The 22,526-nt window shown below is 71.8% G+C and carries 24 protein-coding genes; 16 read left to right on the forward strand and 8 right to left on the reverse strand.

Going from position 1 to position 22,526, the window contains the following annotated elements:
- Positions 1-25 precede the first annotated feature (25 nt).
- The 6 genes from AB0A95_RS29075 to AB0A95_RS29100 all read left to right on the forward strand — a co-directional run bounded on the left by AB0A95_RS29075 (position 26) and on the right by AB0A95_RS29100 (position 6,584).
- Positions 26-3,109 (forward strand): Rne/Rng family ribonuclease, encoded by a 3,084-nt coding sequence (locus AB0A95_RS29075; RefSeq protein WP_357558925.1) that lies wholly within the window; start codon positions 26-28, stop codon positions 3,107-3,109.
- A gap of 117 nt (positions 3,110-3,226) precedes the next feature.
- Complete coding sequence (locus AB0A95_RS29080; protein WP_357558926.1) at positions 3,227-3,709, forward strand: hypothetical protein; 483 nt, start codon at positions 3,227-3,229, stop codon at positions 3,707-3,709.
- A gap of 210 nt (positions 3,710-3,919) precedes the next feature.
- Positions 3,920-4,234, forward strand: coding sequence for a 50S ribosomal protein L21 (rplU, locus tag AB0A95_RS29085; RefSeq protein WP_007464063.1), 315 nt, complete (start codon positions 3,920-3,922; stop codon positions 4,232-4,234).
- Positions 4,235-4,245: 11 nt separating this feature from the next.
- Positions 4,246-4,500 carry a 50S ribosomal protein L27 gene (rpmA, locus tag AB0A95_RS29090; RefSeq protein ID WP_074313740.1) on the forward strand — a complete coding sequence of 85 codons (255 nt, stop codon included), beginning with the start codon at positions 4,246-4,248 and terminating at the stop codon, positions 4,498-4,500.
- Positions 4,501-4,597: 97 nt separating this feature from the next.
- A complete protein-coding gene (obgE, locus tag AB0A95_RS29095) occupies positions 4,598-6,064 on the forward strand; it encodes a GTPase ObgE (protein WP_357558927.1) in 1,467 nt (488 codons plus the stop codon).
- Positions 6,065-6,134: 70 nt separating this feature from the next.
- A complete protein-coding gene (locus AB0A95_RS29100; RefSeq protein WP_357558928.1) occupies positions 6,135-6,584 on the forward strand; it encodes a GNAT family N-acetyltransferase in 450 nt (149 codons plus the stop codon).
- Between the two features lie 4 nt (positions 6,585-6,588).
- Here AB0A95_RS29100 and AB0A95_RS29105 read toward each other — a convergent pair whose 3' ends face one another.
- Positions 6,589-7,248 carry a DUF6766 family protein gene (locus AB0A95_RS29105; protein WP_357558929.1) on the reverse strand — a complete coding sequence of 220 codons (660 nt, stop codon included), beginning with the start codon at positions 7,246-7,248 and terminating at the stop codon, positions 6,589-6,591.
- 66 nt (positions 7,249-7,314) lie between these two features.
- Positions 7,315-7,806 (reverse strand): DUF4383 domain-containing protein, encoded by a 492-nt coding sequence (locus AB0A95_RS29110; RefSeq protein WP_357558930.1) that lies wholly within the window; start codon positions 7,804-7,806, stop codon positions 7,315-7,317.
- A gap of 229 nt (positions 7,807-8,035) precedes the next feature.
- Here AB0A95_RS29110 and AB0A95_RS29115 point away from each other — a divergent pair, with 229 nt between their 5' ends.
- The 3 genes from AB0A95_RS29115 to AB0A95_RS29125 are packed head-to-tail and all read left to right on the forward strand — an operon-like array spanning position 8,036 to position 10,009.
- Positions 8,036-8,863, forward strand: coding sequence for a hypothetical protein (locus AB0A95_RS29115; RefSeq protein ID WP_357558931.1), 828 nt, complete (start codon positions 8,036-8,038; stop codon positions 8,861-8,863).
- 31 nt (positions 8,864-8,894) lie between these two features.
- The gene (locus tag AB0A95_RS29120) at positions 8,895-9,362 is read left to right on the forward strand and encodes a phage holin family protein (RefSeq protein WP_357558932.1); all 468 of its coding nucleotides are present in this window, start codon (positions 8,895-8,897) and stop codon (positions 9,360-9,362) included.
- Positions 9,359-10,009 (forward strand): DUF3618 domain-containing protein, encoded by a 651-nt coding sequence (locus AB0A95_RS29125; RefSeq protein ID WP_357558933.1) that lies wholly within the window; start codon positions 9,359-9,361, stop codon positions 10,007-10,009. Before AB0A95_RS29120 ends, AB0A95_RS29125 begins: the two co-directional genes overlap by 4 nt.
- Positions 10,010-10,119: 110 nt before the next feature.
- Here AB0A95_RS29125 and AB0A95_RS29130 read toward each other — a convergent pair whose 3' ends face one another.
- Complete coding sequence (locus tag AB0A95_RS29130) at positions 10,120-11,196, reverse strand: glycosyltransferase family 2 protein (protein ID WP_357558934.1); 1,077 nt, start codon at positions 11,194-11,196, stop codon at positions 10,120-10,122.
- A 99-nt stretch (positions 11,197-11,295) separates the two neighbouring features.
- The gene (locus AB0A95_RS29135) at positions 11,296-12,543 is read right to left on the reverse strand and encodes a cytochrome P450 (protein WP_357558935.1); all 1,248 of its coding nucleotides are present in this window, start codon (positions 12,541-12,543) and stop codon (positions 11,296-11,298) included.
- 147 nt (positions 12,544-12,690) lie between these two features.
- Here AB0A95_RS29135 and AB0A95_RS29140 point away from each other — a divergent pair, with 147 nt between their 5' ends.
- Positions 12,691-13,080, forward strand: coding sequence for a hypothetical protein (locus tag AB0A95_RS29140; protein ID WP_357558936.1), 390 nt, complete (start codon positions 12,691-12,693; stop codon positions 13,078-13,080).
- A gap of 132 nt (positions 13,081-13,212) precedes the next feature.
- Here the strand turns inward: AB0A95_RS29140 and AB0A95_RS29145 are convergent, their stop codons facing one another.
- Complete coding sequence (locus tag AB0A95_RS29145; protein WP_030491749.1) at positions 13,213-13,431, reverse strand: DUF397 domain-containing protein; 219 nt, start codon at positions 13,429-13,431, stop codon at positions 13,213-13,215.
- 69 nt (positions 13,432-13,500) lie between these two features.
- Here AB0A95_RS29145 and pepN point away from each other — a divergent pair, with 69 nt between their 5' ends.
- Positions 13,501-16,017, forward strand: coding sequence for an aminopeptidase N (pepN, locus tag AB0A95_RS29150; protein WP_357558937.1), 2,517 nt, complete (start codon positions 13,501-13,503; stop codon positions 16,015-16,017).
- A 98-nt stretch (positions 16,018-16,115) separates the two neighbouring features.
- On the opposite strand, the gene AB0A95_RS29155 is transcribed toward pepN, so the two are convergent.
- Together AB0A95_RS29155 and AB0A95_RS29160 are read right to left on the reverse strand one after the other, a co-directional pair.
- A complete protein-coding gene (locus tag AB0A95_RS29155) occupies positions 16,116-17,330 on the reverse strand; it encodes an NAD(P)/FAD-dependent oxidoreductase (RefSeq protein ID WP_357558938.1) in 1,215 nt (404 codons plus the stop codon).
- 152 nt (positions 17,331-17,482) lie between these two features.
- Positions 17,483-18,217 carry a PadR family transcriptional regulator gene (locus AB0A95_RS29160; RefSeq protein ID WP_357558939.1) on the reverse strand — a complete coding sequence of 245 codons (735 nt, stop codon included), beginning with the start codon at positions 18,215-18,217 and terminating at the stop codon, positions 17,483-17,485.
- A gap of 367 nt (positions 18,218-18,584) precedes the next feature.
- On the opposite strand from AB0A95_RS29160, the gene nadD reads away from it, so the two are divergent.
- The 5 genes from nadD (at position 18,585) to AB0A95_RS29185 (ending at position 22,039) form a co-directional block, all read left to right on the forward strand.
- Positions 18,585-19,181, forward strand: coding sequence for a nicotinate-nucleotide adenylyltransferase (gene nadD, locus AB0A95_RS29165; RefSeq protein WP_357558940.1), 597 nt, complete (start codon positions 18,585-18,587; stop codon positions 19,179-19,181).
- 110 nt (positions 19,182-19,291) lie between these two features.
- Complete coding sequence (gene rsfS, locus AB0A95_RS29170; RefSeq protein WP_357077026.1) at positions 19,292-19,702, forward strand: ribosome silencing factor; 411 nt, start codon at positions 19,292-19,294, stop codon at positions 19,700-19,702.
- Complete coding sequence (locus AB0A95_RS29175) at positions 19,699-20,358, forward strand: histidine phosphatase family protein (protein ID WP_357558941.1); 660 nt, start codon at positions 19,699-19,701, stop codon at positions 20,356-20,358. Before rsfS ends, AB0A95_RS29175 begins: the two co-directional genes overlap by 4 nt.
- Positions 20,359-20,407: 49 nt before the next feature.
- Positions 20,408-21,262, forward strand: coding sequence for a DegV family protein (locus AB0A95_RS29180; RefSeq protein ID WP_357558942.1), 855 nt, complete (start codon positions 20,408-20,410; stop codon positions 21,260-21,262).
- Between the two features lie 3 nt (positions 21,263-21,265).
- Positions 21,266-22,039 (forward strand): SDR family oxidoreductase, encoded by a 774-nt coding sequence (locus tag AB0A95_RS29185; protein ID WP_357558943.1) that lies wholly within the window; start codon positions 21,266-21,268, stop codon positions 22,037-22,039.
- 28 nt (positions 22,040-22,067) lie between these two features.
- Here AB0A95_RS29185 and AB0A95_RS29190 read toward each other — a convergent pair whose 3' ends face one another.
- Entirely contained in the window at positions 22,068-22,289 is a 222-nt protein-coding gene (locus AB0A95_RS29190; RefSeq protein ID WP_357558944.1) for a GntR family transcriptional regulator, read from the reverse strand.
- Positions 22,290-22,526 lie beyond the last annotated feature (237 nt).

Consider the following 22,526-nt stretch of genomic DNA (forward strand, 5'->3'; position numbering starts at 1 on the left):
GGGCAGCCAGAACTGGAGAACGTCCATGCTCGAGAACGAGCCCGAGGGCGGCGAACGGACCGGTTCACAGCCGGCCGGGGAAACCGCCGACCAGAGCACCACGGCCGACGGCGCCACCGCTGTCGGTTCGGCTTCGCTGGACCCGGGTGGCGCGGAGAGCGCCGAGCCCGCCGCGCCGGCACGACGCACCCGGTCGACCCGCCGTCGCGCCGCCCCGCTGAGCCAGCCGGAGCAGACCGACGCGCCGGCTGAGGCGTCCACCGGCGAGACCGGCAGTGCCGAGTCGCCGCAGGCGGAGGTGTTCGCCCCGATCTCCGGCGACCAGGATGTCGCCCCCAAGACCCCCCGGCGGCGCCGCAAGGCCACCCCGGTCGAGACGACCGCCGAGGAGCCGCTCGTGGCCACCTCCGCGGAGTCGGCCTCGGCCGACGTGGTTCCACCGGTGAAGGTGACCCGTACCCGACGCAAGAAGGCCACCCCGGCCGCCGTCGAGGAGCCGCCCGCGGTCGAGGAGCCGCCTGCGGTCGAGGAGCCGGCCGTCGAGGAGTCGGCCGCCGAGGAGTCGGCCGCCGAGCTGCCGGCCGTCGCGGAGGAGCCGGCGGAGTCCGATCTGCGCGAGGCCGAGGCCGAGCTGAACGACACCCCGAGCGCGACCCCGGCCGAGTCGCCCTGGACCAGCTCCGGCGAGGTGTCACCAGGTGTCGCCGTTGCCGGTGTGACAGATGAGCCGAACGAGCCGGCCGAGGTCGAGCCGGAGCAGCCGCGTACGCGTCGTCGTCGGGCCGCCCTCTCCGCGCCCACTGTGCTGTTCATGGCACCCCAGCCGGACGCCGTGCCGGTGACCCGGCCGGTCGAGCCCGCTCCCGTCGCCGAGGAGCCGGCGGTGGAGGAGGCCGCCGAGCCGTCCCGCCGCCGTCGGCGTGGACGCCGCGAGGCCGAGCCGGTGGAGCCGGTCGAGGCGATCGAGGCCGAGGAGGAGCCGACCGAGGAGGCCGACGAGTCCACCGAGGCGGATGAGGACGACGAGGACAGCGCCGCCGCGCGCCGCCGCCGCCGGCGTGGTCGCCGGGGTCGGGGTCGGGGCAAGGGCGGGGCCGACGACGCCGAGGACGAGGATTCCGAGGAGGCCGCGCAGGCCGACGAGGAGGAGACCGCCGAGGTTGAGGCCGAGGGTGACGAGGACGAGGAGGCCGAGGGCGGGGACGGCCTGACCCGTCGCCGCCGGCGTCGTCGTCGCCGGGGCGCGGGCGACACGGAGGGTGCCGCCGACGACGGCGTACCGACCGTGGTCAAGATCCGTGAGCCGCGCCGGACCGTCGACGAGGTGCAGGGCGTGTCCGGTTCGACCCGGCTGGAGGCCAAGCGCCAGCGCCGCCGCGACGGCCGGGAGCAGCGGCGTACGCGGCCGCCGATCCTCAGCGAGTCGGAGTTCCTGGCACGCCGGGAGGCGGTCGACCGGGTGATGGCGGTTCGCCAGCGCGGCGACCGCACCCAGATCGCCGTCCTGGAGGACGGGGTGCTCGTCGAGCACTACGTCACCCGCAACTCCTCCGGCACCATGGCCGGCAACGTGTACCTGGGCAAGGTGCAGAACGTGCTGCCCAGCATGGAGGCGGCGTTCGTCGACGTCGGCCGTGGCCGCAACGCGGTGCTGTACGCCGGCGAGGTCAACTGGGACACCTCCGGTCTGGAGGGGCGGGCCCGCTCGATCGAGCAGGCGCTGCGCTCCGGCGACTCGGTGCTGGTCCAGGTCACCAAGGACCCGATCGGGCACAAGGGCGCTCGGCTGACCAGCCACATCGCGCTCTCCGGCCGGCACCTGGTCTACGTGCCCAACGGCAACGCCTCGGGGATCAGCCGCAAGCTGCCGGACAACGAGCGCAAGCGGCTGCGGGACGTGCTCAAGAAGCTGGTCCCGGACGGCGCTGGCGTGATCGTCCGGACGGCCGCCGAGGGCGCCACCGAGGACGAGCTGGCCCGTGACGTCAAGCGGCTCCAGGCGCAGTGGGAGGACATCCAGGCCAAGGCCGCCGAGGGTGGCGCCCCGGCGCTGCTCTACGGGGAGCCGGACCTGGTCATCCGGGTGGTCCGGGACCTGTTCAACGAGGACTTCCGCGAGCTGGTGATCGAGGGCGAGCAGTCGTACGACATCGTCGAGTCGTACCTGTCGCACGTCTCCCCGGATCTTGTCGACCGGGTGCGCCGGCACGTCGGCACGAGTGACGTCTTCGCCGAGTACCGGATCGACGAGCAGATCATCAAGGGCCTGGACCGCAAGGTCTTCCTGCCCTCCGGTGGCTCGCTGGTGATCGACCGTACCGAGGCGATGACGGTGGTGGACGTCAACACCGGCAAGTACACCGGCTCCGGCGGCAACCTGGAGGAGACCGTCACCCGCAACAACCTGGAGGCGGCGGAGGAGATCGTCCGTCAGCTCCGGTTGCGGGACATCGGCGGCATCGTGGTGATCGACTTCATCGACATGGTGCTTGAGTCGAACCGCGAGCTGGTGCTGCGCCGACTCACCGAGTGCCTGGGCCGGGACCGCACCAAGCACCAGGTCACCGAGATCACCTCGCTCGGTCTGGTGCAGATGACCCGTAAGCGGATCGGCGCGGGCCTGCTGGAGGCGTTCAGCGAGACCTGCGAGTGCTGCAAGGGCCGGGGCGTGATCATGCACACCGAGCCGGTGCCGGAGAAGGCGCGTCCCGCCGGTGCCGGGGAGAAGGTCAAGGCCGTCGCCTCGTCGGTGGCCGCCGCCCCGGCCGCCGAGCAGGGCACCGCCTCGTCCCGGCGCCGGACCCGCAAGAACGCCCCGGTCGAGCGGGCCGTGGTCGAGGTCGTCGACACCGACACCGACATCGAGACCGCCGCCGAACCGGATGCCGACTACCAGGACACGATGGGCTACGACCTGTCGCGCTACGAGTCGGACACCGCCGCCGCGCCGGCGATCTCCGACAGTCAGCAGGGGGAGTCGGCCCGGCTGGCCGCGGCGGACGACCCGGACGCGCTCGCCGACGGTGAGGGCGACGAGGACACCACCGAGGGGGGCGCCGGCCGCCGCCGGTCCCGCCGGGGTGGCGCCCGCCGGCGGACCCGCCCCTGACCGCCTGACCGGCCACGTGTTTGACGAGGTCCCTTCCCCGGCAAAGTGACGGGGGAGGGACCTCGCCGTCGCTGCCACCCCGGTCCATGACCGGCGGTCCCGGGTCAGGAGAAGAAGATGCGTCGTCTGCTTGCCGTCACCACACTTGTCACAGTGCTCTTCGGCGCGGCGGGGTGTGACACCAACCGGCCCTCTGGTGCCGGGCCGAGCGGCGTGGCCACCGAAAGCGCCGGTGACCCCTCCGCCCCGCCGGCCGGTGGTGGCGCGGCGGGGGGCGCCACGGAGGTCTGCGCCGCCGCCCAGCAGGCCAGCACCACCGCCGTCCGGACGTACGTGGCGGAGCTGGGCCAGTTGGTCGCGGCGATTGGGGCCGGGGACACCGGCGCCGCCGAGGCCGCTCGCGGACGGGCCGAGGCGGCGTTGGCCGGCTGGCGGAACGAGCTGCGCGAGCAGTCGGAGCGGGCCACCGATCCGCAGCTCAAGACACTGCTCACCGACCTCGGCACCGAGGTCGCCGCGCTCGGTGCCGACGTCGAGTCGATCGACGAGACCGAACTCGACAGGCTCCAGCAGCGCCTCGATCAGCTCTGCGCGCGCTGACCAGGGCCTGTCTCGTCAGGCCGCCAGGCCTGATGAAACGGGCCCTACGGCGGGCCGGTTTGGGGTCCGGGCCGGCGATGGCGTACTCTTGCCTGCGGCCCACCTTTGGTGTGCCGAGTTCCCGTGTGCCCGCGCCGCCGTGCACTGCTACCCGGCGAGCCGCCGCGGGGACGACCGCCAGCAGCCTCAACGACAGGGAGTCCGCCTCCGATGTACGCGATCGTCAAGACCGGCGGCAAGCAGTACAAGGTCGCCGAGGGCGACGTGATCGAGGTCGAGAAGCTCACCGGTGCTCCCGGTGACGCGGTGAAGCTCACCGCGGTGCTCCTCGTCGACGGTGACGACCTGGTGACCGACGCGGCGAAGCTTGCCGAGGTCGCGGTGTCCGGCGAAATCGCCGCGCACACCAAGGGCCCGAAGATCCGGATCCACAAGTTCAAGAACAAGACCGGCTACCACAAGCGCCAGGGTCACCGCCAGCCGTTGACCCAGGTCAAGGTGACCGGCATCTCCAGCGGGAAGTAGGTCGTCCTCCAATGGCTCACAAAAAGGGTGCGTCCAGCTCGCGTAACGGTCGTGACTCCGCGGCCCAGCGACTCGGCGTGAAGCGCTTCGGTGGTCAGGTTGTCAGCGCCGGTGAGATCCTCATCCGCCAGCGTGGCACCAAGTTCCACCCCGGTGACCTGGTCGGCCGCGGCGGCGACGACACGCTGTTCGCGCTGTCCGCCGGTGCGGTCCTCTTCGGCACCAAGCGCGGTCGTAAGACCGTCAGCATCGTTCCGCAGCAGTAGTTCTCTTCGCTCAAGCGGGCCGCGGACCTCCGGGTCCCGGCCCGCTTAGCCTTTTTCGCGTAGTGCGGGGTCGGACCTCGCTGGAAGGATTGACGCCGTGGCAACGTTCGTTGACCGGGTCGTTCTGCATCTGCAGGCCGGCGATGGCGGGCACGGTTGTGTCTCGATCCACCGCGAGAAGTTCAAGCCCTTCGGTGGGCCGGACGGCGGTAACGGCGGGCATGGCGGCAGCGTGTCCCTGGTGGTCGACCCGCAGGTCACCACTCTGCTCGACTTCCACTTCCACCCACACGTCAAGGCCGACAACGGCAAGGGTGGCGCCGGGTCGAACCGGGACGGGGCCAACGGCCGCACCCTGATGTTGAAGGTGCCCAACGGCACAGTGGTGCAGACCACCGACGGCACCGTGCTGGCCGACATGGTTGGCGCCGGCACCACTTTCGAGGTGGCCCGGGGCGGGCGTGGCGGGCGGGGCAACGCCTCGCTGGCCAACGCCAAGCGCAAGGCGCCGGGCTTCGCCGAGCTGGGTGAGCCCGGTGACCAGCTGGACATCGTGCTGGAGCTGAAGAGCGTCGCCGACGTGGGCCTGGTGGGCTTCCCGTCGGCCGGCAAGTCGTCGCTGATCTCGGTGATCTCCGCCGCGAAGCCGAAGATCGCCGACTACCCGTTCACCACCCTCGTGCCCAACCTCGGCGTGGTCCGGATGGACAACCACACCTTCACCGTCGCCGACGTGCCGGGTCTGATCCCCGGCGCGGCCAACGGCAAGGGGCTGGGCCTGGAGTTCCTGCGGCACATCGAACGCTGCGCGGTGCTGGTGCACGTCATCGACTCGGCGACGCTGGAGCCCGGCCGTGACCCGGTGGCCGACATCGACGCCATCGAGGCCGAGCTGAGCCAGTACGGCGGGCTGGCCGACCGCCCCCGGCTGGTGGCCGTGAACAAGGTCGACGTGCCGGACGGCCGGGACCTCGCCGAGATCGTGCGCCCCGACCTGGAGGAGCGCGGCTACCGGGTGTTCGAGGTCTCCGCGGCCACCCGCGAGGGGCTCAAGGAACTCACCTACGCGATGGCCGAGCTGGTCGAGGCGGAACGCAAGGCCGCGCCGCCGGCCGAGCCGACCCGGATCGTGATCCGTCCGATCGCGGTGGACGACGATGGCTTCACCATCACGGCCGAGGCGGACGGTTCGTTCACCGTTCGTGGTGTCCGACCGGAGCGCTGGGTCAAGCAGACCAACTTCGACAACGACGAGGCGGTCGGCTACCTCGCCGACCGGCTGGCCCGGCTCGGAGTGGAGGACAAGCTGGCCAAGGCCGGCGCGGAGCCCGGTGACCTGGTCCGGATCGGTGAGCGCGAGTTCGACTGGCAACCGACGCTCTATGCCGGCGTCGATTTCGTGCCCGGCAACCGGGGCACCGACGTCCGCCTGGAGGAGAAGTCGAACCGGCTCTCCGCCGCGGACCGGCTCGCTGCCCGCAAGGCCCGCCGGGTGCGGTCGGCCGACGAGGTTGGCGCGGACGCGACCGACGACCTCAACGACGACGAGGACGACGCCGAGTAGTCCGTTGCGCTCCGTGATCGGGTTGATTTCCGGAAACCTCCGCGAAATCCACCGGTCCTAGCGTGGGGTGATGTTGATCGAGTCTCGGCCCGCCACCGATCCGGAGATCGCCGCCCTGATCATCGCCCAGCAGCGGGAGCTGCTCGCGGCCGATGGCGGGTTGGACGGGCAGGTCTTCGTCCCCCACGACGACGTCCGCTACCTGGCGGCGGTGGTTAACGGTCGGGCGGTCGCCTGTGGCGGGCTCCAGGCGATCGATGCCGAGACCGGCGAGGTCAAGCGGATGTACGTCCGGCCCGCGTACCGGGGGCGGGGCATCGCCCGGCAACTGCTGGCCGCGCTGGAGGAGTGCGCGTTCCGGCAGGGGCACTCGGTGGTCTGCCTGGAGACGGGCACCTACCTGCCGGCGGCGATCGCGCTGTACACGTCGTGTGGCTACCACCAGATCCCGGTCTACGGCGAGTACGTGGGCAACCCGTACAGCATCTGCTTCGCCAAGCGACTGCCGGTCGCGGCCTGATCCCTCAGGCGCCGGTGGTGGCGTGCGTGACGGTCACCGGCTTCGACTCTGGCGAGGCGTGCTGGCGCAGGACGATGCTCAGCAGGATCAGCGCTCCGACGGCGAGGAACTCGCTCTGCCAGTTCTGCATGGACTGGAACCAGAAGTCGCTGGTGCCGAGGAACTCCCACACCCCGATCGGTGGTGCTCCGCTCTGTAGCGCCTGCTCCTGGTTGTACGCGGCGGTGCCACCGAACAGGTGACCGACGAACGAGCCGGCGAAGATCAGCAGCAGTGCGAGGGAGAGGCTGTTGCGGTAGATCACCAGGGGCAGGCCGCCGACGCGCGCCGGCCAGGGTGACTGCGGGGTCGCCCGCCGCTCGTCGTCCTCCGGCCGGTCGGTCTGGTCCACCGGCTTCGACTCGGCCGAGCCCCGCTGCACCAGGTGGGCGGTGAGCAGCACGTACCCGCCCATCTGGAGGAACTCCGACTCCCAGTTCTCGAAGACGGACTCGACGAAGTGCCCGCTTGTCAGGTACGCCGGCCAGCTCAGCGGCGCGGCCCCGAACTCGGTCAGCTCCTCGTTGTGGGTCTGCCAGCCGAAGACGCTCTGCAACACCAGGAACACCAGGAACGCACCCAGCATGGCGACGGTCAGTGCGTTGTCACGTAGCCAACGAGGCATGATCGTACCTCCTTCGCTGATCGAGTTACCCCGACGCGCGCGACCGCGAAACCCCAAATCTCCAGGTCAGTGCCGGTCGGCCGGGTTGTCCAGGCGCCCGCCGGTGCCCGCCTGGTTGGACAGCAGCAGCCCGAGCGCGAGCATGCCGAAGCCGAGTGCGAGGTGCAGCCAGTTGTCGGCGTCGTTGACCGGCAGGATGTTCGCCCCGCTCTCGGCGTCGACGGCCTCGATGCCCAGGCCGTACAGCCAGAGGCCGAGGTAGATCGCGCCGCCGCCGGCCAGGAACACGCGGGCGCCGCCGACGCTGCGAGCCAGCACCAGGCCGGCCAATCCGAACAGCAGATGCACCGCGTTGTGCAGGATCGACACCTGGAACAGCCCGAGCAGCCGCGCGTCCGAGTGGTGCCCGGCGAATCTCAGCTCGCCGTAGTCGGTGGTGATCCCGGGAATGAAGCCGAGGACGCCGATCAGCAGGAAGACCCCGGCCACGACCAGCGCGGCCACCTGCACCCGGGGTCGGGGGCCCGCCCGTCGGCCACCTCGCACGTCTCGTGCCATCGCTGCCCCCTTCGTGGATCTGCCAGCCTCGCGAACCGCACTGTCCGCAGCGGCGACGTGACGCAGCCCGACGATCCTCCATTTTGAAGTCGATCCGGTCGCTCCCGCAGAGAAATGCACGAAGAGGTATGGAAGCCGAAACGCAGGGTAGGGATTCGGTGAGCGGCTGAAGCGACACCACCGCACCCCCCAGCACAACCGCGACGACTTTCTGAGCGGAAGGGAAATCATGTCTTACGATCTTTCATCCACGTCTTCCACGTACGGGCCGGAGTCGACGAACGGCGGCGGCGTCCGTGACCAGGCACGCCAGGTCGGCGCCGAGGCCGCGCAGGCCGGCGGCGCGGTCGCCCAGACCGCCAGGGAGCAGGGCACCGAGGTCGGCCGTGAGGCGGCCCGGCAGGCGCGCAACCTGTACGGCGAGGCCCGCACCCAGCTCGCCAGCCAGACCGGTGAGCAGCAGCGCCGCGCGGCTGGTGGGCTGCGGTCGCTGGCCGACGAGATGCGCTCGATGGCCGAGCAGGGTGGCCAGGCCGGTCCGGTGACCGAGCTGGCCCGCCAGGCCGCCGACCGGGTGCACGGCGTCGCCGGTTGGCTCGAGCAGCGCGAACCGGGCGACCTGCTCACCGAGGTACGCGACTACGCGCGGCGCAACCCGGGCACCTTCCTGGTCGGCGCGGCCGTTCTCGGCGTGTTGGCGGGCCGGCTCACCCGGGGCATCTCCGCTGCCGGCGACGACTCCGGCAACAGCAACGGCACCTCGACCTACCGGGGTGCCGGGGCGTACGACCCGGAGCGGACCGCGGTGATCCCGACGCAGCCGCCGGCGCCCCGCGCGGTGCCGGACGCCGTTCCACCGGGCGGTTACCTCGACCCGACCCCCGGCACGCACACCGAGCCGACGTCCGGCGGCTACGCCGACCCGACGCCCGGCACCCACGCCGACCCCGACGGGGGCGGCTACCCGGAGCACTCCGGCACCGGGCAGCCGCTGCCGCCGGTGCAGCAGACCGACCCGCTGCCGGGCGTGCCGTCCAGCGGCAGCACCCGCCCGTGAGCCGCCGACTCGTCCGAAGGGAGGCGACGGCATGAGCATGCCGACGCAGGGGCCCGGCCCGGGCTCCGGTTACCACCCCGACGCGGGTGCCCCGCACACGGCGGCGGAGGTGAAGGGCAGCTCCATCGGTGAGCTGATGCGTCAGGTGACAAGTGACCTGTCGACGCTGATGCGCCAGGAGGTCGAACTGGCCAAGGCCGAGATCCGCCAGGAGGGCAAGAAGGCCGGCAAGGCCGCCGGGCTCTTCGGCGGTGCCGGCTTCGGCGGCTACATGGTGGCGCTCTTCGTGTCCATCGCCGTGTGGCAGTTCCTGGACAACGTCATGGACTCCGGTCTGGCCGCGCTGATCGTGGCCGTCATCTGGGCCGCGGTCGCCGCCGTCCTCTACTCGATGGCCAAGAAGAACGCCCAGCACGTACGCGGGCTCAAGCAGACGAACGACAGCGTGCAGCGGATCCCCGACGCGCTCAAGCCGCACCCGGAGGGAGTCACCCGATGAGCACCGATCCCGATCAGATCCGCCGGGAGATCGAAGCCACCCGTAACAGTCTCAGCTCCGATGTGGACGCCCTGGCGTACAAGGTCAGCCCCAGTCGCATCGTCGACGACCGCAAGCAGCGGGCCCGTTCCGCTCTACTGAATGTGAGGGACAAGGTCATGGGAACCGCGTCTGACCTCGGCCACGGCACCGGCCAGGCGGCCCACTCGGTGGGCGACCGCGCCTCGTCGGCGGCCTCCAGCGTCAGCGACGCCGCGCACTCGGCGGCGACCTCCGTCAGCGACGCCGCGCACAGCGCGCCGCGGGTGATCCGGCAGAAGTCCCAGGGCAACCCCCTCGCCGCCGGTCTGATCGCGTTCGGGGTCGGCTGGTTGGCGTCGTCGCTGATCCCGGCCTCCCGCCGCGAGCAGCAGGCCGCGACGCAGCTCAAGGAGCGGGTCGGCGAGCACAGCGGTGCGGTGAAGGAGAAGCTGGGGGAGGTGGCCAACGAGCTCAAGGAGGAGCTGCGCGAGCCCGCCCAGCAGGCCGCCCAGTCGGTGCGGTCCACCGCTCAGGACGCCGTGCACGCGGTCAAGGACGACACCAGGTCCGCCGCGTCCGACGTCAAGGATCACGCCCAGCAGGCTCGGCGCCAGGTCAGCCCCTGACCCCACCCGTCGCACCCCGACGACAGCTCGCGGTCACCGTCCCGGTGCCCGCGAGCTGTCCCAATCCCACCCCCGCCCCGTCGATCTTGCAGTTTCGTCGAGTATTTGTCCTATTGAGGGCCGTCTTGTCGCGGCCGAAAGTGCAAGATCGCGCGGGTCAGGGGGTGGTGTGGGGCGGGGTTGGCGGCTCGGCGGATGTGGGTGTCGCCGTAGCGGACGCCGCCGCGCAGGAACCGCTGGGCTACCGCCAGCCAGCCGCACACCCCGCGCTCCAGCAGCCAGAGTGGGGCCGCCAGCGCCGTGGTCGGCGGAAACACCCGGTCACCGCCGGCGCGACGGCGACCCGCCTCGGCCAGCGCGACCACCCCGGCCGCCGCGCCGAGCAGCAGCCGGGGCCGGCGCGACGCGACCGCCGCCGCCAGCCCCGGCAGGACCGCGAGCGCGGTCAGCAGGCGTGCCGGCTGGGCCAGATCGTCGTACGCCTGGCGGACCCGTTGGCCACGGAAGTGCGCCGCGTCCGGCGGTAGGCGGCGGACGTACAGCCAGGCCGGCTTGGCCTCGACTCCGCCGTACCCGCGCACGGTGCGGATCAGCTCCAGGTTCTCGAAGAGCACGTCCGGGTCGTACCCGCCCATGGCGAGGAAGGTGCCGCGCCGCACCGCGAGGGTGCCCGGGTAGTCGTCCCCGAGCGCCCGGTTGAGCAGTGTCCGGCCGGTGTCCCACCAGGCGTGCCAGGGCAGCGGGTCGAAGTAGTTCTGTGGTCGCACCAGATCGACCCGGCCCAGCAGCCGGTGCACGGCGGTCAGCCCGGCCTCGTCGTACCGGACGTCGTCGTCGGCGATCACCACGTGCTCGTGGCCCGCGGCGCGGACGCCGGTGCGTACGCCGATCACCTTGCCGTTGAGCCCGCGCTCGCCGGGGTCGGGCGGAACGTGCCGGACCAGCCCTCGCCAGGCGTCGGCGTGCCGCGCGAACAGGTCCGGTGCGGAGCCGTCGACAACGATCACCTCGACCCGTTCGGCCAGCCACCGCAGGTAGCCGGTCAACTCGGCCAGACCGCTGTCCGTGTGCCAGCGCAGCGGCAGCACGTACGTCATCGGCAGGTGGACCGGCGACGTGCCGGCGCTGTCGACGCCCGCCCGGCGTGCGGCGCGCCGGGCGTCACCAGCGGGGCTGAACAGGGACATCGTTGTGCCTCCTCGGCGGGACCGCTGCGCACCACCGGCTGAGCAGCACCTGCCCACATCCGTGCTGGCCAAACCGATGGCCGGGGACGCTGGCGCAGGTCAGGCGGTGCGTCGGACGTTGGTGAGGGTCAGACCGAGGGGCGGCAACGCCGGCATCCGGTGCAGGTCCAGGGCCAGGTCCTGGACGGGTACGTCGTAGCGCATGGCGCCGGTCAGGTTGGCGACCGCCCGTTTCATCAGGTCGATGGTGATCCACTCGCCCGCGCAACGGTGCCCCGCCCAGTGCTCACCACCGCCCTGCGGGATCAACTCGAACGGGTCCACGTGTCGGCCGGCGAACCGCTCCGGGCGGAACAACTCCGGTTCCGGCCAGAGGGCCGGGTGGTGGTTGGTGCCGTACAGGTCGAGCAGCACCCGTCGCCCTCGGGGAAAGTGGTGGCCCTGCCAGTCGAAAGAACGCCGGACCCGGGCCGCCGCGATCGGGAAGAACGGGTAGTAGCGGCGTACTTCCTGGACGAAGTTCTCGGTGGCCGCGTCGTCGTCGCGGACCCGTTCCCGCCAGCCCGGATGGTCGTGCAGGGCGAGGGCCGCGAACGCGATGTACTGGTCCACGGCCACCACCGGCCGCAGCACGTTGAGCAACTCCACAGCCGCGACCCGGCGGGGTAGGAGCCGGTCCTGCCGGTCCCGGTGCTCGGCGATCACCGCCAGGGCGCTGCCGGGCGGTGCCGGGAAGAGACCGGCCCGGGTCCGTTCGATCAGGTCGGCGAGCCAGCGTTCGGTGCGGCCTCGGGCGAGCCGTCCCCGCCAGTGTCGGAGGCCGACCACCGCCGGAGCCTCGATCATGGCGTGCAGCTCGACGGCGCGCCGCTCGACGTGTGCCGTGGGCAGCGGCACCCCGGCCCAGGCGCAGACCACCCGGGTCAGCAGGCGGCCCAGCTCGTCGTAGAGCGGCAGCGGCCCAGCCGCCTCCCAGGCGGGGAGCCGCGCCTGCCACTCGTCGTCGAAGAGCTGACCGAGCTGCCGGATGGCGGTCGGTGTCATGATCGACATGAACATGGCCTTGCGGCCGGCGTGCTCCGGGCCGTCCAGCCCCTGCACCCCACGTCGACCGGTGAGGGTCCGCTGCACCCGCAGCGGCATCGCGGTCGCCCGTTGGAAGCGTTCGTTGTCGTAGAACAACACCGCCGCCGGCCGGCCGCGCAGGCAGATCGTCGGTGCGAGCAGGATCCGGGTCTGGAAGACGTCGCTGCCGTACCGCTCACAGCGCGCACCGATGAACCGGTAGCCGGCGCGGAGCAACGCGAGGGTGCTGTCCGGGCTGCGGTCGGCCGGCATTGTCGCCATCACGTCTCCTCACACGCGGGTGCGGCCGGTCACCCCGGCCGGCTGCGTCTACCCCCGACGCCGCCGCTGAATCCCCGCGTCGGCTGGCCCCTCCCAGGAGCGGCGAAACCTGGTTAGCTGCTGGTGGGGCAACCACGGGGAGGGCGGATGCGCGACAACAGATCGCCGCAATGGCGGCAGCGGCGAGCGGGCGGGGCACCGGGTGCGGGCCGCGACGAGCGGCCACTGATCGGGCCGCCCCGACGGCCGGCCCGACCACACCGGTTCTTCACCGTGCACCTGGGCTTCACCGCACCGGACGCGGCCGACGCCCGCGAGCTGGCCGTGGCGTACGCGGAGGCGTTGACCCTGCTCCGCCCGGAGGTGGCGCTCGGGGCGGCGGCCCTGTCGCCGGCCGATGCCTGGCAGCGGGCCGTGCGGTTGTTCTGCGGGGCGATCGGCCCGGACGGCGAGCGCTGCGTCGACGTGGCCGATCATCCGGGCTTCCATCACGCCCCGGGCCCCGGCGGTCTCGGCTGGGGTGACGGCGATGGGTGACCCCTGCTCGCCGCGGCGCACCGACCGCCGTCAGCGGGGGCGGGGCCGACGAGCGGCACGCCCGACCACAACAGGTGTCGCCGTGCCGGCGCCCGGATCACCGGCACCGGCACGGCGACAGCGTGCGGGCGATCAGTCCAGATCAAACTCGCCGTCCTGGGCGCCGGCGACGAACGCGTCCCACTCGGCCTGGGTGAAGACCAACACCGGCCCCTCGGGCTCGGCCGAGTTACGCATGCCGATCAGATCGTCGACGAAAGCGACCTCGACGGCGCTGTCGGAGGTGTCCCCTTCGGCCCGCTGCCAGACCGCCCGAGAGAGGTCGAAGTCGCCCTTGGGGTGCTGCGCCATGGTTCTTTCCTCCAGTGCCGAGGGTCGTGTGGTGACCGGGTGTCGATCCCCATCGGGCAGGATAAGCGGATGCCGAGCCTGACCCGTGTAGAGGCGACCGCGCGTGGCGCGGCGATTACTGTCGAGTCCTATCAGGTGGACCTCGACCTGACCGGCGGCGCGGAGCTGTTCCGCTCCCGCGTGGTGATCCGCTTCCGGGCGGCCACAGACACCGCGACCTTCGCCGAGGTCAAACCCGCAAAACTGCTGGCGGTACGCCTCAACGACAGCGACCTCGACCCTGCCCTGTTGGCCGACAACCGGCTGCCGCTCACCGGCCTCGCCGAGGAGAACACGCTCGTCGTCGAGGCGGAGATGGCGTATTCCAACGCGGGGGAGGGCATGCACCGCTTCGTCGACCCGGCCGACGGCGAGACATACCTCTACGCGGTGAGCTTCCTCGACAACGTGCAGCGCATCTTCGCCGCGTTCGACCAGCCCGACCTCAAGGCTCCCGTCGTCCTCTCGGTGACCGCCCCTCCAGAGTGGACGGTCTCCAGCAACGCCGAGGTGGCTGCCACTCCGGCACCGGGTCGGTGGGAGTTCGCCCCGAGCGCGCCGCTGGCCACATACTTCTTCTCGCTGATCGCCGGTCCTTACCACGTGCGGCGTGCCGAGCACGACGGCGTGCCGCTGGGCGTCTACTGCCGCCGGTCGCTCGCCGAGCACCTGGATGCCGACGCCGAGGAGATCTTCACCATCACCCGGCAGTGCCTGGACCGGTTCCACCAGCTCTTCACCGAGCGCTACCCGTTCGGCAAGTACGACCAGGCGTTCGTGCCGGAATTCAACGCCGGCGCCATGGAAAACCCGGGCATCGTCACCTTCCGCGACGACTACGTGTTCCGCTCGGCGGTCACCGACACCGAGCGCGAGCAGCGGGCCACCACCATCGCCCACGAGATGGCGCACATGTGGTTCGGTGACCTGGTCACCATGCGCTGGTGGGACGACCTGTGGTTGAACGAGTCCTTCGCGGAGTACCTGGGCACCCGCGTCACCGCGGAGGCGACCCGCTTCGGCCAGGCGTGGACGACCTTCGCGATGCGTCGCAAGGCCTGGGGCTACGCGGCCGACCAGCGCCCCTCCACCCACCCGGTCGCCCCGGAGGAGGTCGCCGACGCCGACGAGGGCCTGCTCAACTTCGACGGCATCTCGTACGCCAAGGGCGCCAGCGTGCTGCGGCAGCTTGTCGCGTGGCTCGGTGACGAGGCGTTCCTCGCCGGCCTGAACGCGCACTTCGCCGAGCACCGCTTCGGCAACGCCACGCTCGCCGACCTGCTGGTCAGCCTCTCCACCGCCAGTGGCCGGGACCTGTCCGGCTGGGCCGAGGTGTGGTTGCGCCGTTCGCAGGTCAACACCCTGCGTGCCGAGGTCACCGTCGACGCCGACGGCCGCTACTCCGAGGTGGCAGTGGTGCAGACCGCGCCGGAGTCCCACCCGGTGCTGCGCCCGCACCGGATCGGCGTGGGCCGCTACTCGGTGGACGGCACCGTCCGCCGCGACGACGTCGACATCGACCCCACGGCCGACGGCGGCCGGACCGTGTTGGGGGCCCTGGCGGGCACCCCGGCCGCCCAGCTGCTGCTGCTCAACGACGGTGACCTCACCTTCGCCAAGGTGCGCCTCGACCCGGCGTCGGCGGATGCGGTCGCGCGGATGCTGCCCGGCCTGGCCGACCCGCTCACCCGGGCGATCCTGTGGGGCGAGGCACTGGACGCCGCGACAGACGGGGAGCGGCCGGTCGGCGGCGTGGTCGATCTGATGGCCGCCGCGCTGCCCACCGAGACAGAGGTGATCATCGCGGAGGACGTGCTCACCCTCAGCCGGTCACTGGTGGACCGCTACCTCGACCCGCTGACCCGGTCCACGGCGCTGGCCCGGGTCGCCGAGGCGTGCCATCGGTTGCTCGCCGGCGCACCGGCGGGGGAGTCGTTGCAGTTGGCCGCCGCACGGGGGTGGATCGCCGCGACCACCGACGCGGACCTGCTCGTCGGTTGGCTCGCCGGCCGTGACGTGCCGCCCGGGCTGCGGGTCGACGCGGAGCTGCGCTGGGCGGTGCTGCGCCGGTTGGTGGTGCTGGGTGCCGCGGGCGAGGCGGAGATCGCCGTCGAGGCGGCCGCCGACAACAGCTCCACGGGTGCCGAACGGGCCGCCCGCTGCCGGGCCGCCCTGCCCGACCCGGCCGCGAAGCAGGCGGCCTGGGAGATCATCGTGCGCGACACCGAGCTGTCCAACCGCCTGTTGGAAGCGACCGCCGAGGGGTTCTGGCAACCCGAGCAGGCCGAGCTGACCGCCGGGTACGTCGAGCGGTACTTCACGGACATGCCCGCCGCCGCGCGTCGGCGTACCCCGTGGACGGCCGACCGGGTCGCGAAGCTGGCGTTTCCCCGCTACGCCGTGGCGCAGCCGACCCGGGAGGCGGCCGCGGCGCTGCTGGCCCGCGACGACCTGACCCCCGGCCTGCGCCGGGTGGTCACCGACGCCGACGACGACCTGCGCCGCGCGCTTGTCGCGCGGACAGCGGTGGCCGCCGCCGCGGCGTAGTCCACGCGACTTCACGACTGTGGCGGGGTCCGGGACGGGTCGACACCCCGATTTCCCGGACCCCGAGTCGATCAGCACCTGCCACTCGCACCCGTAGCTCAGCGCGCCGCGGGCTCCGCCGTGACCGGCGCGTCCCAGTCGATGACGTACCGCTGCTCGTGGGCGATCGTCTTCTCCGGGTCCATCGCGGTGCGCACCAGTAGGGGCATCAGCAGAGGCATCAGCGTCCGGCCCACCGGCCCCGGCGCCTTCGTGTGGTTGATCCGCGCCGCGCGGGCGGCGACCTTCTCCACCCGGGAGCGGCGCAGCCGCTCGAACGCGGCGAATGCCGACGCCACGTCCGGTAGGTCACGCAGGCAGCGGGCGAGCTGGACCGCGCTCTCGATGGCCAGCGACGCGCCCTGCCCGGAGCTGTTCGACGGTGCGTGGGCCGCGTCGCCGACAAGCACCATCCGACCCCGGTGCCAGTGCGGCACCGGCGGCATGATCTGCAACGCTCCCACCACCTGGAGGTCGTCGGCGGTGCTTGTCGCCATCAGCTCCCGGCCCGGGTCGTCGTCGCCGTAGGTGCCGCGCAACGTGGCCAGCCACTGCGCCGACGGCACCGTGCGGACCTCGACCAGACTCACCGGCCGCTGGTACGGCAGGTTGGCCCCCCACCGGGTGCCACCGCCCGGCTCCGGCCAGTAGAGGTAGTAGCCGCGGCGCCCGAACGCGAACGTCATCGTGCCCGGCTCCGCGTCCACGTCGTGCCGGGCCACCGCCTCGAAGCCGAGCAGGCCGGTGAACCGGGGACCGGGCGCGGCCGGATCGATGAGGCCACGAACTGTCGACCGGATGCCGTCGGCACCGATCAGGACGTCGGCGGTGGCGGTGCCGCCGTCCTCGAAGTGGGCGGTCACGCCGCTCCCCGTCTGCTCGGCGTCGACCAGCCGCTTGCCGTACGCGAAACCGACCCCCTCGGCTACCGCCTGATCGTGCAGCGCCCGATGCAGCTCAGCGCGGTGCACCACGTGCAGCGGTGGCACCCCGGTCAGCGTGGGCAGGTCGATGCGACGTCGGCCGACCGCCATCACGCTGCGCGTGATCGGGGTGGCGGTCGCCGTCACCGCCTCGTCCGCGCCGACCGTACGCAGGGCCGCCACGCCGTTGGGCGCGAGCGCGAGCGTGCCGCCGATGCCGCCAACTCCGCTGGCGGTCGCCGGGTACGCCTCGTAGACGGTCGCCGTGATGCCGGCGCGGCGCAGTGCGAGTGCGGTCACCGGTCCGGCGATGCCGCCGCCGATGACGATCGCGGTTCGTACCGTGGGCATGCTCTTCTCCCTGGGGTGTGTGGTCGCGTGCGACCGACCTGGGAGGGAGCCCGGTTATCCTCTGGTTGCCGCTTCGGGCCGGGCGCCTTCCCAGGCATCGGTTCGGGGTAAGGGCTCCGGCGGGGTGTTGGCGCACCCCGCCGGAGCCGTCTTCAGTCGGCTTCCCGGCTGCTGGCTGTCGGATGGATGGGTTCGGCGTTGGCCTTCGGAGTGCTGGTGGGGTCGGGGCTGTCGGCGTTGGTCTTCGGCGTGGTGGTTCTCTCGGTCAACTCGATCAGCTCCGTGGGCATCTCGCCGGTCTCGTGGTAGGCCCGCCAGGTGTCCAGCCCCGGATAGCTGCCCGAGGTCAGCTCGGCGAGCAGGGCACGCAGCCAGGCCGCCTCCGCCTCCCGCAGAGCAAGGTCGTACTCCGACTCCACCAGGAACAGCCGCGGGATCTCCCGCAGGTGGGCGTCGAGCGTCTCGCGGTCCCGCCGGAGCGCGTCGTCGAGCAGGTCGAGCCGCTGACGAAGCAGGGCGGTGGCCTCGTCGGGGTGCAGCGCGGCGAGGACGGACAACCCGGCGCGGAAGCGGGGATGCTCCGGCATCGGGGTGGAGACCAGCTCGCGGGCCCAGTCGACAAGCTCGGCACGCCCCGCGTCGGTGATCCGGTAGACGGTGCGTTCCGGGCGCCTGCCCTCGCGGACGCTCTCCACCGCGTCGATCAGGCGGTGCTTCTCCATGTTGCGGATCACCGTGTAGAAGGAACCCCACTTGAACTCCATGTCCTGGTCCTTGCCCCAGGCCCGCAGTGCGGTGGCGATCTCGTACGGGTGCATCGGCCGTTGGACAAGCGCGGACAGCACGGCCAACGCGAGCAGATTGCCGACCTTGCGCCGCTTCGGCACGATGCCCTCCCCACCTCACTCGCGCCCAATTACTCGTCCGCAAGTATATGCACACGAGTAACCCTGCCGCCGATCCAGCGCCCGCCGCCGATCCCTGCGCGCGCCTTGATCCGTGCGCGCGCCTTGATCGACTCGGTTTTCATGAAGTCGGGGTCTCCGGGCCGGATTGACGCACCGATTTCCTGAAAGGCGAGTCGATCATCGCGGTCAGGGGGCGCTATTCCGGCATGTCGCGGTAGCCCGGGGCCGGGGTGGGCCGCTTGCCCGGGGCCGGGTGGGGCGCTTGCCCGGGGCCGGGTGGGGCGCTTGCTCGGGCGCGCAACCGGGCCGGGGTGGTTGGTCCCGACGGTCGGCCTACGATCATCTGGTGGAGGAAGATATCCGGCGGATCGGGATCATGGGTGGCACCTTCGACCCGATCCACCACGGTCACCTTGTCGCGGCCAGTGAGGTGGCGGACCGGTTCGGCCTGGACGAGGTGGTCTTCGTCCCGACCGGGCAGCCGTGGCAGAAGGCCGACGAACCGGTCAGCCCGGCCGAGGACCGTTACCTGATGACTGTCATCGCCACCGCCTCCAACCCCCGCTTCCAGGTCAGCCGCGTCGACATCGACCGTCGTGGGCCGACCTACACCGTCGACACCCTGCGCGACCTCCAGGCCGAGTACGGCCCCAAGGTGCAGTTGTTCTTCATCACCGGCGCGGACGCCCTGCAACGCATCCTGTCCTGGAAGGATCTGGACGAGATCTTCGAGTTGGCCCACTTCATCGGGGTGACGCGGCCCGGTTTCCCGCTGACCGACGAGCACCTTCCGGCGGACACTGTCAGCCTGATCCAGGTGCCCGCGATGTCCATCTCGTCGACCGACTGCCGCGCCCGGGTGGCCCGGGGCGAGCCGGTCTGGTATTTGGTGCCCGACGGTGTGGTGCAGTACATCGCGAAGCGCAGCCTCTATCAGGGCTGACCCCGCCGGATTTCGGATGGTTCGTGCATTCAACCGACCAGAACTGCACGGTCGGGGCGTCGTCGGGTATGAGACGCTTGGAGGATCGCACGCTTGATCGAAGGAGAACGGTGACAGTTTCCGAACGCGCTCACGAGCTGGCAATCGCGGCCGCCCAGGCCGCCGCCGACAAGAAGGCGCAGGACATCACGATCATCGACGTCGGCGACCAGCTCGCCATCACCGACGCGTTCGTGCTCGCCGCCGCCCCCAACGAGCGTCAGGTGCTGGCCATCGTGGACGCCATCGAGGAGAGCCTGCTCGAGCTGCCGGACAAGGCCAAGCCGGTGCGGCGCGAGGGCGAGCGTGGTGGCCGCTGGGTGCTGCTCGACTACGTCGACATCGTGGTGCACGTCCAGCACACCGAGGAGCGCGAGTTCTACGGGCTCGACCGCCTCTGGAAGGACTGCCCCACCATCCCGTTCGTCGACCGCGACCTGGTCGAGGCCGACGCCAGCGGGTCGTCCGCCGCCGCCGAATGACCCGACTGATCGTCTGGCGGCACGGCAACACCGACTGGAACGCCGCCAACCGCGTCCAGGGGCAGACCGACGTACCCCTCAACGAACTGGGTCGCGACCAGGCCCGCGCCGCTGCCCCGCTGCTCGCGGCGCTGCGGCCCGACGCGATAGTGGCCAGCGACCTGAGCCGCGCCGCGGAGACCGCCGCGGCGCTCGCCGCGCTGACCGGGCTTCCGGTCCGCACCGACGCCCGGCTGCGCGAGCGGCACTTCGGCCAGTGGCAGGGACTGCACCTCACCGAGGTCGCCGAGCGTTTCCCCGAGGAGTACGCGCGGTGGCGGGCCGGCGACCCCGACCCGGGCGCCGATCTCGAACCCTTGCACGTTCTCGGCGAACGGGTCGGCGCCGCACTGCGGGAGGCGGCCGAAGCGGCTCCCGGCGGCACCGTGGTGATCGCCACTCACGGCGGCGGCTCCCGGCAGGGCATCGGTCACCTGCTCGGCTGGGACACCAGCGTGCTGCGCACCATCGGTTCGCTGGCCAACTGCCACTGGAGCGAGCTGCGGCACGACGACCGCGCGCCGACCGTCGGGCGCCCACAGGACGTCAGTGGCTGGCAGTTGCGGGCGCACAACGTCGGCCTGGTCACCGCGCCGGTCGCCGTCGACGCGATCTGAGCTTCTCGCACCTCGGCGTTCGAGGCCTCGATCGGCTAGCGTGCCGGGCATGCCCGTCGCGGTTGTCATCGACTCCACCGCCTACCTTCCGCCCGAGCTGGTGCAGGCGCACCGGCTGACAGTCGTTCCGTTGACCGTCGTGCTCAACGGCGCGGAAGGGCTGGAGGGGGTGGAGACCCAGCCGGCCGACGCGACCCTGGCACTGAGCGCCCGCCGGGTCACGGCGACCACCTCCCGACCGGCGCCGGAGCAGTTCGCGCGGACGTACCGTCAGTTGCTCGACACCGGCGCCGACGGGATCGTCTCGGTGCACCTCTCCGCCGCGTTGTCGGGCACTGTGGAGGCGGCCCGGCTGGCCGCCGCGGACCTGGACGGCCGGGTCGAGGTCGTGGACAGCCGGTCCGCCGGCATGGGACTCGGCTTTCCGGCCATCGCGGCCGCCACCGCCGCCGAGGTCGGCGCCGACCTCGCTGGGGTACGCGACGCGGCGCTCGCCGCCGTCGCCCGCACCACCGTCTTCTTCTACGTCGACACGCTGGAGTTTCTCCGCCGGGGTGGCCGGATCAACGCGGCCGAGGCGCTGTTCGGTACGGCCCTGTCCGTCAAGCCGATCATGCACATGCCGGACGGGGCGATCGTGCTGCGTGAGAAGGTCCGCACCGCCAGCCGGGGGGTGGCCCGCCTCGTGGACCTGGCCGTCGAGGCGGCCGGGGACGACGACGTGGATCTCGGCGTGCACCACCTGGCCGCGCCGCAACGGGCTGAGGCGCTGGGCACCGCGCTGACCGGGCGGCTCGGCGACCGGCTGCACGACACGTACGTCTCCGAGGCGGGGGCTGTCGTCGCCGCGCACGCCGGGCCGGGCCTGGCCTGCGTGGTCGTCCACCGTCGACCGGAGCGCTGAGCGGTGCCCACGTCGTGTGTGGTGACCGGCGGTGGTCGCGGTGTCGGCCGGGCCGTGGTGGAACGCCTGGTGGCGACCGGTGCCACAGTAGTCGTGTTGGAGCACGACGCCGACGCCGCGGACTGGCTCGCCGGGCATCCCGCCGCCGACCGACTCGTCGCGGTGTTCGGTGACGCCGCCGACGAGCGCGTGGCCGAGCACGCCGCCGAGCTGGCCGAACGCGCGGCGCCCCTGACCGGTTGGGTGAACAACGCGGCGGTGTTCCGCGACGCCGCACTGCACTCCGCGTCGGCCGACACGGTCCTGGACCTGATCGGGCTGAATCTGCGGCCGGCCGTGGTGGGCGCCGCAGTGGCCGTCCGCCGGTTCCTGGCCCGCGCCGCCGGCGGCGCGATCGTCAACGTCTCGTCGCACCAGGCCCGCCGGCCCGTGTCGGGCGCCCTGCCGTACGCGACGGCGAAGGCCGCCGTGGAGGGGCTGACCCGGGCACTCGCCGTCGAGTATGGGAAGTACGGCATCCGCGCCAACGCGGTCGCGCTCGGCTCGATCGCCACCGAGCGGCACGCCGAGTTCCTGGCCGCGCAGGAGCCCACGCAGGCCCAGTGGATCGACGCCGAGCTGAGTCGGCTGCACCCGGTGGGCCGGATCGGGCGGGTCGACGAGGTGGCCGAGGCCGTCGCGTACCTGCTGTCGCCGGCGGCGAGCTTCGTCAACGGGGTGATCCTGCCGGTGGACGGGGGACGAGCAGTGCTCGGCCTCGACCCGGAGGCCCGCTGACACCGGATCGTTCGTGCCGATCAGATGTCTAACTGTCGGCGACGAAGACGCCCTGCCCCTGCTGACCGTAGACCAGGTCCCGCTCGTGCAACTCCTTGACGGCCCGGTAGGCCGTGGAGCGTGCCACGTTGTAAAGCGCACCGATCTCGGACACCGATGGCAGTTGTCGGCCCGGTGGGTATTCGCCCGAGCGGATCTTCTGCTCGATGTCGTCCGCCACGCGGTGGTAGTGCGGCGGTCTCGTCGGCATGATCGATTCTCCTGGACTTCAGCACTCCTGAGGTGTCTGGTCTGCCCGCCCATGGCGGGCAGGCGGGTGCCTGGAGTGCCACGGCCGCAACGATTGCCGACAGCTTGACTGGGCGCTCACGGTTATGGCGGACGTCGCTTCCATCATGTTTCAGAAGCGGTGAATGATTCGGCCCACGCCGTCGTGTTACCCTCCGTGCGCGCCCCAGATGGGCCTACCCCCCGGAGGTTCTGGCTA

The sequence above is a fragment of the Micromonospora sp. NPDC049230 genome (assembly GCF_040647875.1).
Lineage (GTDB): Bacteria > Actinomycetota > Actinomycetes > Mycobacteriales > Micromonosporaceae > Micromonospora.